This window comes from Rhizobium sp. BK512 (genome assembly GCF_014194915.1).
In the GTDB taxonomy this organism is placed as follows: domain Bacteria; phylum Pseudomonadota; class Alphaproteobacteria; order Rhizobiales; family Rhizobiaceae; genus Rhizobium.
This window is the reverse complement of the sequence record NZ_JACIAS010000003.1, coordinates 355,264-368,573: the sequence shown is the minus strand read 5'-3', so window position 1 is coordinate 368,573 and position 13,310 is coordinate 355,264. Positions and strand designations below refer to the sequence as shown.

Here is a 13,310-nt window from a genome sequence, read left to right as displayed (position 1 = left end):
TTTCACACACTTTGGTACCGAACTGTCCTTATTGTCCTCTGGGCAATCTGGAGAATCGATATGTCGGTCATAGGGTCGGGAAAGCGCCTGTACGAATCGGCGGCAGCCATGGATAATCTTGACGAGCTGATGGCTTTGGCTCGGATGATCACCTATGCAAAAGCGGTCGCTGAAGATTTGAAGATCGGACCGAGCGCTCAATCTCTCGACGCGGCATTGACGGCGGTCACGCGCGAGCTGCGCAGGGCAACCGATGCGGATCTTCCCGGTCTGGAGCCTCTGCTTTCGGACATGAATATCGAGCTGCACTGATTCGCCCTACCGCCGATGCGCCAGTGACTATACGAAAGCCACAGGACGCCGAAGACTAGGCCGGACTGGCCGCGAGGGCGATCGAGTCGGCCACGGCATCTACGCGATCCGATAGGATGGCCGTTGCCACGCGAAGATGTGCGCTTGGAAGGATGGAGAATTTCGCACCGGGATGAACCGCGATACCCCGCGCCGCCAGCGTGACCATCGCGAAGGGTTCGGATGAGACTGGCACCCAGGCGCATAGTCCGCTGCCATGCTGCGCCTCGATCCCACGCTCGCCCAGGGCATCCACCAGATCGGCCCGACGCCGGAAATAAATGTCACGAGAGCGCTGCAACGAGGCTTCCGTCAGAGGGTCCCTCAGAAGCCAAGCCGTGGCCGCCTGGAGAATACGGCTTGTCCAGCCAGCGCTGAAGCTGCGGTAGGACTGTATCTGTTCGACGATCGCCCGCGAGCTTGAGAGTACGGCAAGCCTCAGATCCGGACCATGCGTCTTTGAATAAGAGAGAATATGAATTGTCCGGTCGGCAAACCGGCCGCCGAGTGAATGACGCGGAGCCGTGGAAATGTCGGCGACACCGTCATCCTCGACGATCAAGGTGTCGGTGCCGTCGAGAATGTCTCCAAGCCTTTGCAATCGCTCGCTGCTAACGTTCTGACCGGTCACTGAGTGAAGCCGCGGCTGAAAGATGAAGGCGACGGGCCGCAGCTTCATCGCGGCTTCGAGAGATGCAGGCTGCGGCCCCTCCCTATCGCACTGGACCGGAAGGATCCGCACGCCCCGATCCTCCAGAATATCAAGAAGCCGCATGGCGGTCGGATCCTCGATCGCAACGGAGGCACCGGGCATGACGAGCGCCTGGATGAGCGTGTAGACTGCGTTATAGCCCCCGTTCGTCGCCAGGAATGCCTCCGGTTCGTATGGCCAGGTCTTTCGCACAATCTCTTCGAGTTCCGGAAGGATACGGCTCCGCTCATAGCTGTTGAGATTTTCCGCCGACGCTCCGTAGGCCATGGCTTGCGTAAGCTGCGGCAAAAGCCGGACATCCGGTACCGCCGATGTCAGGTCGAGCACGTCGGCTCCATAACGGCCGGAACTGCCGAGCCGTTCTGGCTTTGCCACGAAACGGTCGCCGCTCACCCAGGTGCCGTTCCGTCCCCTGCCGCTAATGATTTTCTGACGTCTCAGCTCGCTCCAGGCCTCTGAGATCGTTGCCGGACTGATTCCGAGCGCAAAGGCGAGATCGCGGATCGGCGGCAGCTTCGTCCCGACGGGAAGCGCCCCGGCCCGGATCAAGGCACTGGTTTCAATCGCAATTCCTCGAATTGTCCGATCGGTCAATTTTTGGGCAAACCACGCCGCATCGACAACATCGCTCATTTAATCACCACTTTTAATGTTCAATAACGTAATAACATTTGATCAGACAAATTTGAACATTTAATTATCTCGAAAACAAGGTCTTTGCGAGTGAATGCCAATGCCTCTTAGCCTGCGACTTGCCCTGCGTGACTGGGACTACATGACGCCCCTGGTTCTCGGCGATGTCTCCTCTCCCAAGCTTGACATCAAGGTCGACCGCGTCGGCACATTGCTCTCGCATGTCGGCAAGAGCGACGACTACGATGTCGCGGAGATGTCCTTCAGCCGCTATACGCAGCTGCGCATCGATGGCGACGAGAGCGTCGTCGGCATTCCGAACTTTATCATGCGCGGCTTCCGTCACCGCTGCATCATCACCCGCAAGGACAGCCCCGTCACCGAACTCGGTGAACTGGCCGGAAAGCGCATCGGCGTCACCGGATGGCGCGACTCCGGAAACACATGGACCAGAGCGGCGCTGCGCCGCGAGGGTGTCGGCGTCGAGGATGCCATGTGGTATGCGGGCCGCCTGACGCAAGCCCATCCCGTCGTCGATCGCCTCGACGGGTTCGGTCGGCCCGGCCGCATCGAAGCGGCTCCCGGTGAGCGTCCCATGGTCGACCTGCTCGAGGAAGGCTTCCTTGACGCGATCTTCACGCCTTTCATGCCTGAAGGCTACTTCGGCGGCGGATCGCCGTTCCGGCAGGTCGTTTCCGATTTCAGAAGTGCCGAACGTCGATATTTCGCCGATGTGGGCTATGTTCCTGGCATGCATCTGATCGGCATCAAAGCGGGCATCGTCGCGCAGAACCCGTGGGTGATCGAAGAACTCAGCAAGCTGATCGATGAATCGCAGCGGATGTGGCTGAGCAAACGCCGCAAATACGCAGACACCTCGCCCTTCATGATGGACGAGCTTTTGAAGTCTGCGGCCGAGCTCCCGGCCGGCTGGGAGGCCAGCGGCTTTGCGGTCAACCGCAAGATGATCGCCGATTTCGCCAACGAGCTTCACGTCCAGGGCATCCTGCCGCAGCTGATGACGCCGGAGGATCTCTTCTCCTTCGATGTGGACGGTAGCCGCATCGGTTGAACGCAAGACGAAACGCATAATTCGAACCAAACAGGGGAATGAACAATGTCGATCAGGAAAATTGCATACCTTGCTCTGACGAGCGCGGTGATGATCTCGGGAACGGCCTTCGCTGAAGACGCGGCCCTGCCCAAGCTTTCGGTCAACGATGCGCTCCATGCGCAGTTGCCCGAAGCGATCCGCACGTCCGGCAAGATGATCTCCGTCAACAATGGCTCGTTCCCTCCCTATGAAATCGTCACGGGCACCGAGATGACCGGCGCAAGCGCCGATCTCACCGATGCGCTCGGCCAGATTCTCGGGGTCAAGATCGAGCATGAGACCGTCGGCGGCCTGCCGGCGCTGCTCGCCGGTGTGAATTCTGGCCGTTACCAGTTTGCCTTCGGTCCCGTCGGCGACTTCAAGAGCCGCGAAGAGTCTAACGACTTCGTCGACTGGGTGCAGGAATTCGTGGTCTTCTCGGTGCAGAAGGGCAATCCGAAAGGTATCAGCTCCCTCGATACCGCTTGCGGCAACCGCATTGCCGTCATGGCCGGCGGCTCGGCCGAAAAGGTCATCCAGGTGCAGGCTGAAAAGTGCAAGACCGATGGCAAGGGCGCGATTGAAGTGCAGTCCTTCACCGACCAGCCGAGCTCGATCCTGGCCGTCCGCTCCAAGCGGTCGGATGCCTTCTTCTCCTCTCAGGCACCGCTCACCTATTTCGTGTCCCAGGCCAACGGCCAGCTGGAACTGACAGGTGTCGGACAGAAGAACGGCTTCGAGAACCTCTACCAAGGCGCGGTTGTCGCAAAGGGCTCGCCCCTCGGCCCGGTCCTGCGTGACGCAGTCAAGGTGCTGATGGACAACGGCACCTATGCCGCGATCATGAAGAAGTGGGGCCTTGAGAACAACATGATCAAGGAGCCTGGCATCAACCTCGGTGGGACGCTTCCGAAATGAGCACACAAACGCAAACACTCGCATCGCCCCCTGGCGATGCGAGAAGCCGGGACGTGGCCCATGCCCACAAGCCCTTCCCCAAAGGCCGCGTTGCGGCCTGGGCCATCACGCTTGCGATCGCCGCCTACTGCGCCTGGTCGGTCGCGCACAACGAGAACTTCGGCTGGCCGGTCGTCGCACACTATTTCTTCGACCCGACCGTCATCAGCGGCCTTTACGTCTCGCTTGGCCTGACGGTTGTTGCGATGATCATCGGCATCGCTCTCGGCCTCGTGCTGGCCGTCGCGAGAATGTCCAGGGATCACCTCGCAAGCACCCTCGCCTCTCTGTTCATCTGGTTCTTTCGCGGAACACCGCTCCTGGTGCAGTTGATCTTCTGGTACAATCTTTCGACGCTCTTTCCGACGCTGTCGATCGGCATCCCCTTCGGCCCGACTTTCATGAGCTGGGATACGAATTCGGTGATCAGCCCGATGACGGCCGCGATCGCGGGACTCGCCCTTAACGAGTCCGCCTATATGGCGGAAATCATCCGCGGTGGCCTGCTTTCGGTGGACAAGGGTCAGTTCGAGACGGCTGAAGCCTTCGGCATGACGCGCATCCGCGCGCTTCGCCGCATCATCATCCCACAGGCCATGCGCTCGATCGTTCCGCCGACCGGCAACCAGCTGATCAGCATGATCAAGGCCACCTCCCTCGTCAGCGTCATCGCCATGGCCGATCTCCTCTATTCGGTGCAGTCGATCTACAACCGCACCTTCGAGATCGTGCCGATGCTGCTGGTCGCCGTCCTCTGGTACCTGCTCATCACGTCGGTCCTCAATGTCGGTCAGGCCTATATCGAGCGCTATTACAGCCGCGGCGATCGCCGCACGGGTGCTGCCAAGCCTGTAAAGGAATCTGCCATCATGGCACAGGCAACGGAGGCAGGCGCATGAACGAGATCTCCACGATCGAGCCTCTCGTCAAGGCACGCAATGTCCACAAGTCCTTCGCAGATCTGGAAGTGCTGAAGGGCATCGATCTCGACGTTGCGCCCGGCGAGGTCGTCGTCGTCCTTGGACCCTCCGGCTCCGGCAAGTCGACGTTCCTGCGCTGTATCAACCACCTCGAATCCATCAATCAGGGTTCGATCGAGGTGGACGGCGAACAGATCGGCTACCGCCTGCACAAGGACCGGCTGCTGCAGCTGTCGAACCATGCGATCGCTCTGCAGCGGCGCAAGATCGGCATGGTGTTCCAGCAGTTCAATCTCTACCCGCATATGACGGCGCTGCAGAACATCATCGAGGCACCGGTCGGCATACATGGCGAAAGCCGAAAGGTCGCAACCGAAAATGCCCTCAGACTGCTCGAACGGGTCGGGCTTTCGGCCAAGGCCGACAGCTATCCGCGTCAGCTTTCCGGCGGCCAGCAGCAGCGCGTGGCGATTGCCCGAGCGCTGGCCATCAAGCCGAAGCTGATGCTCTTCGACGAGCCGACCTCGGCACTTGACCCCGAGCTGGTCGGCGAGGTTCTCGCTACCATGCGGGATCTGGCAAATCAGGGTCTGACGATGATCGTCGTCACCCATGAGATCGGTTTTGCGCGGGAAGCGGCCGACCGCGTCGTCTTCATGGATGGCGGCAAGGTCGTGGAACAGGGCAAGCCGGAAGACGTGATCGGCAACCCGCAGCACCCCCGTACCAGAAGCTTCCTGTCGCGCTTCATCTAGCGCGGCGGCTCCCATGCTCTTGCCCTGCGGGCTGGCTTTAGCGTGAGCCGGCCGGCGATACCGCGCCCATCAAACTGGAATTGCCATGTCCCTCGACAATGATTTTGCCCGCCTCTCCGATTTCGAACCTATGGAAGCGGAGCTGACGGCCATCCGCCGGCATCTCCACGCCCACCCCGAGCTCTCCTTCGAGGAAACCGAAACAGCCCGTTTCGTTGCTGAAAAGCTCGAATCCTGGGGCTATGAAGTGACCCGCAATGTCGGGGGCCATGGCGTGGTTGCGCGCATGACGGTCGGAGCCGGAAAGAAGAGCATCGCCATCCGCGCCGACATGGACGCCCTGCCGATCACAGAGGAGACCGGTCGCCCCTATGCCAGCACGGTTGCCGGCAAGATGCATGCCTGTGGGCATGACGGCCACACGACGATCCTTCTCGGTGCAGCCGAATATCTGGCGCGCACGCGCCGCTTCAACGGCACCGTCAATCTGATTTTCCAGCCCGCTGAAGAGGCAGGCGCATTGAGTGGCGCACCCGCCTTGATCGCCGACGGGCTGTTCGAACGCTTCCCCTTCGACGTCATTTTCGGTCTGCACAATCATCCGGGCGCACCCGAGGGCACCTGGCTGATGCGATCGGGCCCGCTGATGGCCGCTGCCGACAGCGCCGAGATCGTCATCAGGGGCAAGGGCGGCCACGCCTCGCGGCCGCATCTGACCGTCGATCCGGTGGTCGTTGCCTGCAACCTCGTCGTCAGCCTGCAATCGGTCGTCTCCCGGAGCATCGATCCGACGCAGACCGCCGTCGTCACGGTCGGCGCAATCCACGCCGGCGAAGCCGCAAACGTCATCCCCGAAAGCGCAAAACTACTGCTCAGCATCCGCTCCTTCGATCCGAAGGTGCGCGACACCTTGGAGGCCAGGATCCGCAGGCTCACTGAGACGATTGCAGACGGTTACGGCGCAACCGCGGAAATCGAATACACGCGCGGACACCCCGTGGTCGTCAATTCGGAGACGGAAACCGAATTCGCCCGCAAGGTTGCAGAAGAGCTGGTCGGTGCCGACAAGGTAGCCCTCTGCAACCTCATCCCCGGTAGTGAGGACTTCTCGCATTTCCTCGAGCACAAACCCGGCAGTTTCTTGCGGCTCGGCAACGGTGTGGAATCCGCGATCCTGCACAGCGCCAAATACGACTTTGCCGACAAATCCCTGACGGCGGGCGCCGCGATGTGGGCACGGCTAACTGAACGCTATCTCGACGACTGAGAGCTTTCGCCTACCAGGCCGGGAACGGATCTTCGAGGTCCGCCCAGTCGCGCGGGTCGGCACTCGCGAGGCAATCGTCCAGTGCGGTCCGCACGCCCGTCTCGTCCATGCCAACGCCGATGAATACCAGTTCCTGCCGGCGGTCGCCCCAGGCGCTGTCCCATCGGCTCTGCAGGTGTTGTTGAAACTGTTGATGGTTCGGCCAATCCTGTCGCGGAACGGCCGCCCACCAGAGACCCATGGGTTCGCACCGACGTTGCACCCCGGCAGCCGACATCAGGCCTACGTGGCGCGGACGTGTGGCAAGCCAGAAATGGCCCTTGGCGCGAAGCACTCCCGGCCAGGGCTCGTCGAGGAATGCGCGAAACCGCTTGGGGTCGAAGGGACGCCGCGTGCGGTAGACAAAGCTCGATACCCCATATTCCTCCGTCTCCGGAACATGTTCGCCCGGGCTGTACAGTTCCTTGTGCCACAAGGGATGCGCAGCGGCCTTTTCTTCATCGAAAAGGCCGGTATTGAGAACTGCTGCCAGGGAGACCTTGCCGAGATCCGTCTCCACCTGGCGTGCATCGGGGTTGAGGGACGCAACGATCTTGCGGACCTCCGCGCGGATCTCTTCAGTCGCGTCCGAGATCTTGTTGATAACCACAATATCGGCAAACTCGATCTGGTCGACCAGCAGGTCAATGAGGGTGCGGCGGTCCTCGCCGTCGCGTTGCAGGCCGCGGTCGGCAAGCAGATCGGCAGTACCGTAGTCGGCTAACAGGTTCGCGGCGTCGACCACAGTGACCATCGTGTCGAGCCTGGCAAAATCGGAAAGCGAAACACCGTTTTCATCGCGGAAGGAAAATGTTGCTGCGATTGGGCGGGGCTCGGCGATGCCAGTACCCTCGATCAACAGATAATCGTACCGCCCCTCTTCGGCCAGTCGCCGCACTTCCGTCAGCAGGTCGTTGCGCAAGGTGCAGCATATGCAGCCGTTACTGAGCTCGACCAATGCCTCCGTCGTATGCGAAAGGTTGCAGCCGCCGTCTCGAATGAGGCTTGCGTCTATGTTCACTTCACTCATGTCGTTGACGATGACGGCAACCCGCAAACCCTCCCGGTTGTTCAGGACGTGACTGAGAAGCGTCGTCTTGCCAGCACCCAGAAAGCCGGCAAGCACGGTCACCGGCAGCCGCTCGATCCTGTTCATCGGCATGCCCTGGATATGGCCGCCCGGAGCGATTGGCGTTTGCGTCGTATAAGCCTCCTTCGAATCCTTCGTAATCTCCTTGTGATAGGTCATGCGGCAAGCTGCGGGCGGAAGATCACATCGGCATAGTAATTGGCTGAATCATAGGTATTGCTCGGGAAGAGCCCCGTGGTCGCCGATCCGCCATAAGCGTAGACACCGTTGCCGCCGGCCGCGGCACTGGACTGGGCCGTCAGCGGACCATTTGTCACGGCATTGTTGAAGAAGGCATCCGTCGCGACGTAAGCGCCTGTTGTGTGATAGGAGGCGACATAGGTGGTATTGGCTGTGATGGTGACGGGTGTTGTAAAGTTGACCGTCTGCCAGCCGCTTGCCGTGGTGTTGGTGAAGGTGGCTGTCGCGAGCTTGGTGCCGGTGGAACTCCACAGGTCGACGACGTTTTGTCCGTTGTCGTTGGCGCTGCGATAGAACTTGATGCCGGTAATGTCGCCGCCAACATTCGACTGGAACTTGACGCCCAACTCAAGCTGCTGGCCATCGTTGAGGTTCGTCTGGGTCGGCGTGCTGGAGGCGGAGAACAGGCTGTAGGTCGTTGGTGCTGCCGACACTGCGACACTGAAGGTCTCGTTGGCCGAGAGACCACCGAGATCGGTCGCCGTTACCTTCACACCATAGGTGCCTGATGTCGTCGGCGTACCACTGAACGTCCGGGTCGTGGCGTTGAAGCTCAGCCAGGTGGGCAGCGCCGTACCGTCGGCGGCCGTTGCCGAGTAGGTCAGCGTCTCGCCGCTGTCGACATCGGTGAAGGTCGTGGTCGGCACCGCGAAGGAGAAGGCAGAGCCGACGGTGGCGTTCTGGGTCGCCGTCTGGACGGCGAGCACCGGTGCGTCATTGGCGCCATGGATGGTGATGGTCAGGCTGGCCGTGGCGGTGGCCCCGGCCGTGTCGCGCATCGTGTAGCTGAAGACATCGCTCAGCGTATTGGTCGACTGGCGCAGTCCCTGGACGGCGGTATTGGTCTCGTTGATGGCATAGCTGTAGGCACCCGATGCATTGAGCACGAGGCTGCCATAGGTGCCGTTCAGCGCCGTGCCGAGCGTGCCCGATGTCGAGCCGAAGACCACGGCCGTGACCGTCTTGGTGTCGCCGGCATCCGGATCGGTGTCGTTGGTCAGCACGTTGCCGCTCGCAACCGCACCGCCCGAACCATTGGCAACCCCACCCTTCTCGGTCGCGTCACCCGCATCGGCAACCGCCGTTGGCGTCGCATTGCCGGGCGTCGATACGGCGATGCTGAAGGTCTCGTTGGCTGCGAGACCGCCGAGATCAGTCGCCGTTACCTTGACGCCATAGCTTCCGCCCGTCGTCGGCGTACCACTGAACGTCCGGGTCGTGGCGTTGAAGCTCAGCCAGGTGGGCAGTGCCGTACCGTCGGCGGCCGTTGCCGAGTAGGTCAGCGTCTCGCCGCTGTCGACATCGGTGAAGGTCGTGGTCGGAACCGCGAAGGAGAAGGCAGAGCCGACGGTGGCATTCTGGGTCGCCGTCTGGACGGCCAGCACCGGTGCGTCATTGGCGCCATGGATGGTGATGGTCAGGCTGGCCGTGGCGGTGGCCCCGGCCGTGTCACGCATCGTGTAGCTGAAGACATCGCTCAGCGTATTGGTCGACTGGCGCAGTCCCTGGACGGCGGTATTGGTCTCGTTGATGGCATAGCTGTAGGCACCCGATGCATTAAGCACGAGGCTGCCATAGGTGCCGTTCAGCGCCGTGCCGAGCGTGCCCGATGTCGAACCGAAGACCACGGCCGTGACCGTCTTGGTGTCGCCGGCATCCGGATCGGTGTCGTTGGTCAGCACGTTGCCGCTCGCAACCGCACCGCCCGAACCATTGGCAACCCCACCCTTCTCGGTCGCGTCGCCAGCATCGGCAACCGCCGTTGGCGTCGTGTTGGAGCCCGGCGTGGTGAACATCACGTCGACCCAATAGTTGGTCTGTTCGAAGGTGCTCGTAGGAAAGAGGCTGTTGCTGCCATAAGCATATACGCCGTTGCCACTGGCCGGCGCCGTCAGGGAGCCGCTCGTCACGTTGGAGACGAAGTAATTGGCGGTTGTCGAATAGTGGCCGGTGTCGGTGTGGTAGGACGCCGTGTAGGTCTGCCCGGCCGTCAGCGCCACCGGGCTCGAGAAGTAGGCGATCTGCCAGCCGCTGGCAGTTTCGTTCGTGAAGGTGAGAGTCGCAAGCCGCGTACCGGTGCTCGACCAGAGTGAACCGGTATGCGTGCCGGTATCCTGGCTGCCCTTGTAAAAGCGAATGCCGGTGACGGTGCCCGCCGCGGAGGTCTGAAATTTGACCCCGAGCTCAACAGCCGACGTATCATCGGTGTTGACGACAGCCGGCGTCGCCGAGCCGAAGAGCGACGTGTAGCTCGCCCCGGTGACGGTAACCGTGCGTCCCGCCGAAGGGGTCTCAAGGTTGATGCTGTCGTCGACGGCCCGTGACCGGATCGTGTAGCTGCCCGCCACCTGCGGCGACCATGTATATGTCCAGTTCTCATCGCCCGTCGCCGGATGCCAGCTCGCCCCATTGTCGGTCGAGACCTCGACACCGGCAATGACGCCGCCGCCCGTGTCGGTGGCGGTCCCGGTGATCGTAACTGTAGAGCCAACGGTCGCCGTTGATGGCACGGTGATGATGGAAGTCGGTGCGACGTGATCGGTGGAGCCTGTCGTGGCGACAAGGCCGGACTGCAGCGTCCCGGGCTGAATGCCCATGTCGGCCAGCAGATTGACCATTGCCTGCTGTACGCGGGGATCGGTCGGGGTTGCCTCGTTATCGTGATTGTTGCTTAAGCCCCATGTCCAGTAGACGGTGCCGGCGCCGAACACCAGTGCGCCGCTCGGCGCACGATAGAGCGTCAGATTGTGGGTCGCGGTCGCGTTGCCGGTCGTGTTTCCGTAATCGAGCAAATAGGTGCTGACCGGAAGCGTCGTCGACGACAGCTTGACGAGGCCGGCCGGATCAAAGCCGTTGTCAGGCGCTTCGTCCCATTCGTAGCCAAGATAGTTCTTGGTCAGCGTTGCCGTCTGGCCGGGCTGAAGATTGGCGACGCTGGTATTGCGCCAGAAACGCAGGTTGGCATCATCATATCCAACGGTGATCGCGCTGAGATTGCTGCCGACATCATCGACCTTGAACAACTGCCCGGTCAGCGAGTTTTCCGGGTTTCCGCCGCCGATCGCGGGTGGGCTGAGACGCGGATCGCGGAAGGTACCCGTCCACTGGTTGGAAGGATCGATGCTGGCGCCGGGCGACCAGGTCTCCTTGTAGGAAATCAGGGTCCGATAAGGCGTGCCGTCGGCGCTGTAGGCATTGCCCCAACGGGTGCGCCAATAGACCTCGTTACCGCTCCAAAACATCAGGTTGACGCCCGCATCGCGCGCGGCTTCGACATTCGTCCTCTGCTGACCGGACCAGTATTCGTCATGCCCGGCATCAATATAGGTCTTGTGATTGAGCAGCAGGCTGCCATAGCGGTCGACGTCCACACCTGACAGGTACGAAACATCGTAGCCGTTCTGCTCCAGCCAGTAGATACCTGCATATTCAGCGCCGAACAGGTAGTCCTGCGGACCGGCATACGTGCCAACCCCGCCACGGGTCGCAATCGGCCTGTTGTAACTGACAGCATAGGCGCGACCAGCGCCCTGCCCCGTTGCCGGACCATTGCCGCCGTAGAAGTTTGCACCACCCCAGCCGTTATAGGCTTGCCAGGTCTGGTCAGCGGTCTGGAAGACGATATCGCTGTGGCTGTCGTCGTCGCGCACGATGAAAGGGATCTGATTTTCGCCGAAGGTGCCGTCCTGTCGCACGAGCTTGGCGATATAAACGCCTGAAACGGCATCTTCAGGCACGGTCCAAGAGGCCGACACGGCCCAGTTACCGGCATCCACGGTGCCGGTCGTGGCATTGCGCAACGGATTGGGTTGGTTCTGCACGCCGGTGTGCTGAATGGTCGTGACCTTGCGCGCACCCATGCCGCCATAATAGCCGAGGCGGTAGATATCGATCCTGTAATTGTTGGAATCGGTGTCGATCTTGAAGCTGATCGTCTTACCGTTATCGACGCTGATATCGGTCGCGAATCCCTCGATATTGGAGCTGCCGGCGCCGTCGATGCCCCACTCGCTCTCCGGATTGCCCTGCAGCAGATTTTCCGCCACGACCTTGTTGGCGGGCGCCGCTGCGGCTGCCAGACTTTGCGTCGCCAAAGACCGCTGCGTGATCGGGGGTGTGGTGACCGAGCCGGAAAGGACCCCTCGACCCTTGGTGCCGGTTAACGTTCCCATTTCTCCGCCGCCGGGCAACGATCCGTTGAAGTTCGACAAATTCGTCGAGGTAACGGTCGCCCGCCAGTTCGACAGCGGGGATAAGTTGCGATCGAGAAGCGGGTCGCTGACTGATGCGCCGATGGCTCGCTTGATCGTGGCTACATAGTCCGGCCCTTCGGTCAGCCTTGTCCCCGGCAATTGACCATCCTGCTGAAGCAGGGCGCCGCCATGGGCCCAATCGAGAATCCGCGTGGGGGATGTGAAGTAGCCGCAGCCGCAGACACCGAAAGGCATGCCGAACGCCAGTGAATTCGATCCGCCGTGATGTGCAGCCACCGCTGCTGCCGACGGGCTCGATTCGAGGATGACCACCTTGCCGGAGTGAGAGCGCCCGCCTGCTACGGCAGCGGAACCTTGTCCTGATACTGCCGGTCCGGGGCTCTGCGGCAGATACGGGGCCAGGGGATCCTCGCCCATGGTGCCAATGCCGGCATAACTGCGGTAACCATTCGCGTTCTGCCCAAAAGCTGCAAAAACCGGTCCATGGGCCGACAGGACAGACGCGGCTAAGCCTCCGCTTCGAACGCCCGTTTCGCGCGCGGCCGCGAAAGCCTCGGCCAAGGATGGGGACACGGGGTCCAGATCGCTCTGAAGATCTGCTTCGCCGATCGCGTCCGCTCTTGATTCTTTATCATGTCCGCTGAGCGCAGAGCTGTCGTCGGGACTGCCGACAAGGGTGCTGCCCGTGGTTTCGCCCGTTGTCTGCACGGAGGTGGCAAGCTGAGCACTATCCTCGGGCCGCTCGGCGTTCTTACCATGCTTTGCCTTTCCACCGACACCCAACCAACGGGGAGCCCACGAATCCAGCAGAAGTGAGCGCGAAGCCCACCGGCGAGCGTTGCGATACATGGCGTGCCCTCTCGCGAAATTGTCAGGACCAAATCTATGAGGATCGTTCGATACGCGGACCTCCAATTATAATCGAAAATGGACGAGTATATCCTACCCATTTTGACCTAGAGGCGGCATCCTTTAAGGCAAACGGCCTTTTGCGCAGAGCCGTAACTTGCCTTTCGCCGAGGGACGAGCGGTGCGACGG

Annotated in this window: 9 protein-coding genes; 6 read left to right on the top strand and 3 right to left on the bottom strand. The window is 61.4% G+C overall.

The window, feature by feature from the left end; translation table 11 throughout:
* Positions 1 to 60 precede the first annotated feature (60 nt).
* Positions 61 to 312, top strand: coding sequence for a hypothetical protein (locus FHX06_RS12585; RefSeq protein WP_112971791.1), 252 nt, complete (start codon positions 61 to 63; stop codon positions 310 to 312).
* Between the two features lie 55 nt (positions 313 to 367).
* Here the strand turns inward: FHX06_RS12585 and FHX06_RS12580 are convergent, their stop codons facing one another.
* Positions 368 to 1,696, bottom strand: coding sequence for a PLP-dependent aminotransferase family protein (locus tag FHX06_RS12580; RefSeq protein ID WP_112971792.1), 1,329 nt, complete (start codon positions 1,694 to 1,696; stop codon positions 368 to 370).
* A gap of 100 nt (positions 1,697 to 1,796) precedes the next feature.
* Between FHX06_RS12580 and FHX06_RS12575 the strand changes: the two genes are divergently transcribed.
* The 5 genes from FHX06_RS12575 to FHX06_RS12555 all read left to right on the top strand — a co-directional run bounded on the left by FHX06_RS12575 (position 1,797) and on the right by FHX06_RS12555 (position 6,688).
* Entirely contained in the window at positions 1,797 to 2,768 is a 972-nt protein-coding gene (locus tag FHX06_RS12575) for a nitrate ABC transporter substrate-binding protein (protein ID WP_183879494.1), read from the top strand.
* Between the two features lie 45 nt (positions 2,769 to 2,813).
* The gene (locus FHX06_RS12570) at positions 2,814 to 3,707 is read left to right on the top strand and encodes an ABC transporter substrate-binding protein (RefSeq protein WP_018115313.1); all 894 of its coding nucleotides are present in this window, start codon (positions 2,814 to 2,816) and stop codon (positions 3,705 to 3,707) included.
* Positions 3,704 to 4,645, top strand: coding sequence for an amino acid ABC transporter permease (locus FHX06_RS12565; protein ID WP_029616495.1), 942 nt, complete (start codon positions 3,704 to 3,706; stop codon positions 4,643 to 4,645). The genes FHX06_RS12570 and FHX06_RS12565 overlap by 4 nt, the downstream gene beginning before the upstream one ends.
* The gene (locus tag FHX06_RS12560; protein ID WP_018115311.1) at positions 4,642 to 5,421 is read left to right on the top strand and encodes an amino acid ABC transporter ATP-binding protein; all 780 of its coding nucleotides are present in this window, start codon (positions 4,642 to 4,644) and stop codon (positions 5,419 to 5,421) included. Before FHX06_RS12565 ends, FHX06_RS12560 begins: the two co-directional genes overlap by 4 nt.
* A gap of 85 nt (positions 5,422 to 5,506) precedes the next feature.
* A complete protein-coding gene (locus FHX06_RS12555; RefSeq protein ID WP_018115310.1) occupies positions 5,507 to 6,688 on the top strand; it encodes a M20 aminoacylase family protein in 1,182 nt (393 codons plus the stop codon).
* 10 nt (positions 6,689 to 6,698) lie between these two features.
* On the opposite strand, the gene FHX06_RS12550 is transcribed toward FHX06_RS12555, so the two are convergent.
* Positions 6,699 to 7,883, bottom strand: a complete 1,185-nt coding sequence (locus FHX06_RS12550) for a GTP-binding protein (RefSeq protein ID WP_049800918.1) — start codon at positions 7,881 to 7,883, stop codon at positions 6,699 to 6,701.
* 89 nt (positions 7,884 to 7,972) lie between these two features.
* A complete protein-coding gene (locus tag FHX06_RS12545) occupies positions 7,973 to 13,120 on the bottom strand; it encodes a DUF4082 domain-containing protein (RefSeq protein ID WP_183879492.1) in 5,148 nt (1,715 codons plus the stop codon).
* Positions 13,121 to 13,310 lie beyond the last annotated feature (190 nt).

What these genes read in the sequence shown, in the direction of transcription:
- FHX06_RS12585 (WP_112971791.1), top strand. Translation starts at nt 61, where the DNA reads ATGTCGGTCATAGGGTCGGGAAAGCGCCTGTACGAATCGGCGGCAGCC.
- FHX06_RS12580 (WP_112971792.1), bottom strand. Translation starts at nt 1,696, where the DNA reads ATGAGCGATGTTGTCGATGCGGCGTGGTTTGCCCAAAAATTGACCGAT.
- FHX06_RS12575 (WP_183879494.1), top strand. Translation starts at nt 1,797, where the DNA reads ATGCCTCTTAGCCTGCGACTTGCCCTGCGTGACTGGGACTACATGACG.
- FHX06_RS12570 (WP_018115313.1), top strand. Translation starts at nt 2,814, where the DNA reads ATGTCGATCAGGAAAATTGCATACCTTGCTCTGACGAGCGCGGTGATG.
- FHX06_RS12565 (WP_029616495.1), top strand. Translation starts at nt 3,704, where the DNA reads ATGAGCACACAAACGCAAACACTCGCATCGCCCCCTGGCGATGCGAGA.
- FHX06_RS12560 (WP_018115311.1), top strand. Translation starts at nt 4,642, where the DNA reads ATGAACGAGATCTCCACGATCGAGCCTCTCGTCAAGGCACGCAATGTC.
- FHX06_RS12555 (WP_018115310.1), top strand. Translation starts at nt 5,507, where the DNA reads ATGTCCCTCGACAATGATTTTGCCCGCCTCTCCGATTTCGAACCTATG.
- FHX06_RS12550 (WP_049800918.1), bottom strand. Translation starts at nt 7,883, where the DNA reads ATGAACAGGATCGAGCGGCTGCCGGTGACCGTGCTTGCCGGCTTTCTG.
- FHX06_RS12545 (WP_183879492.1), bottom strand. Translation starts at nt 13,120, where the DNA reads ATGTATCGCAACGCTCGCCGGTGGGCTTCGCGCTCACTTCTGCTGGAT.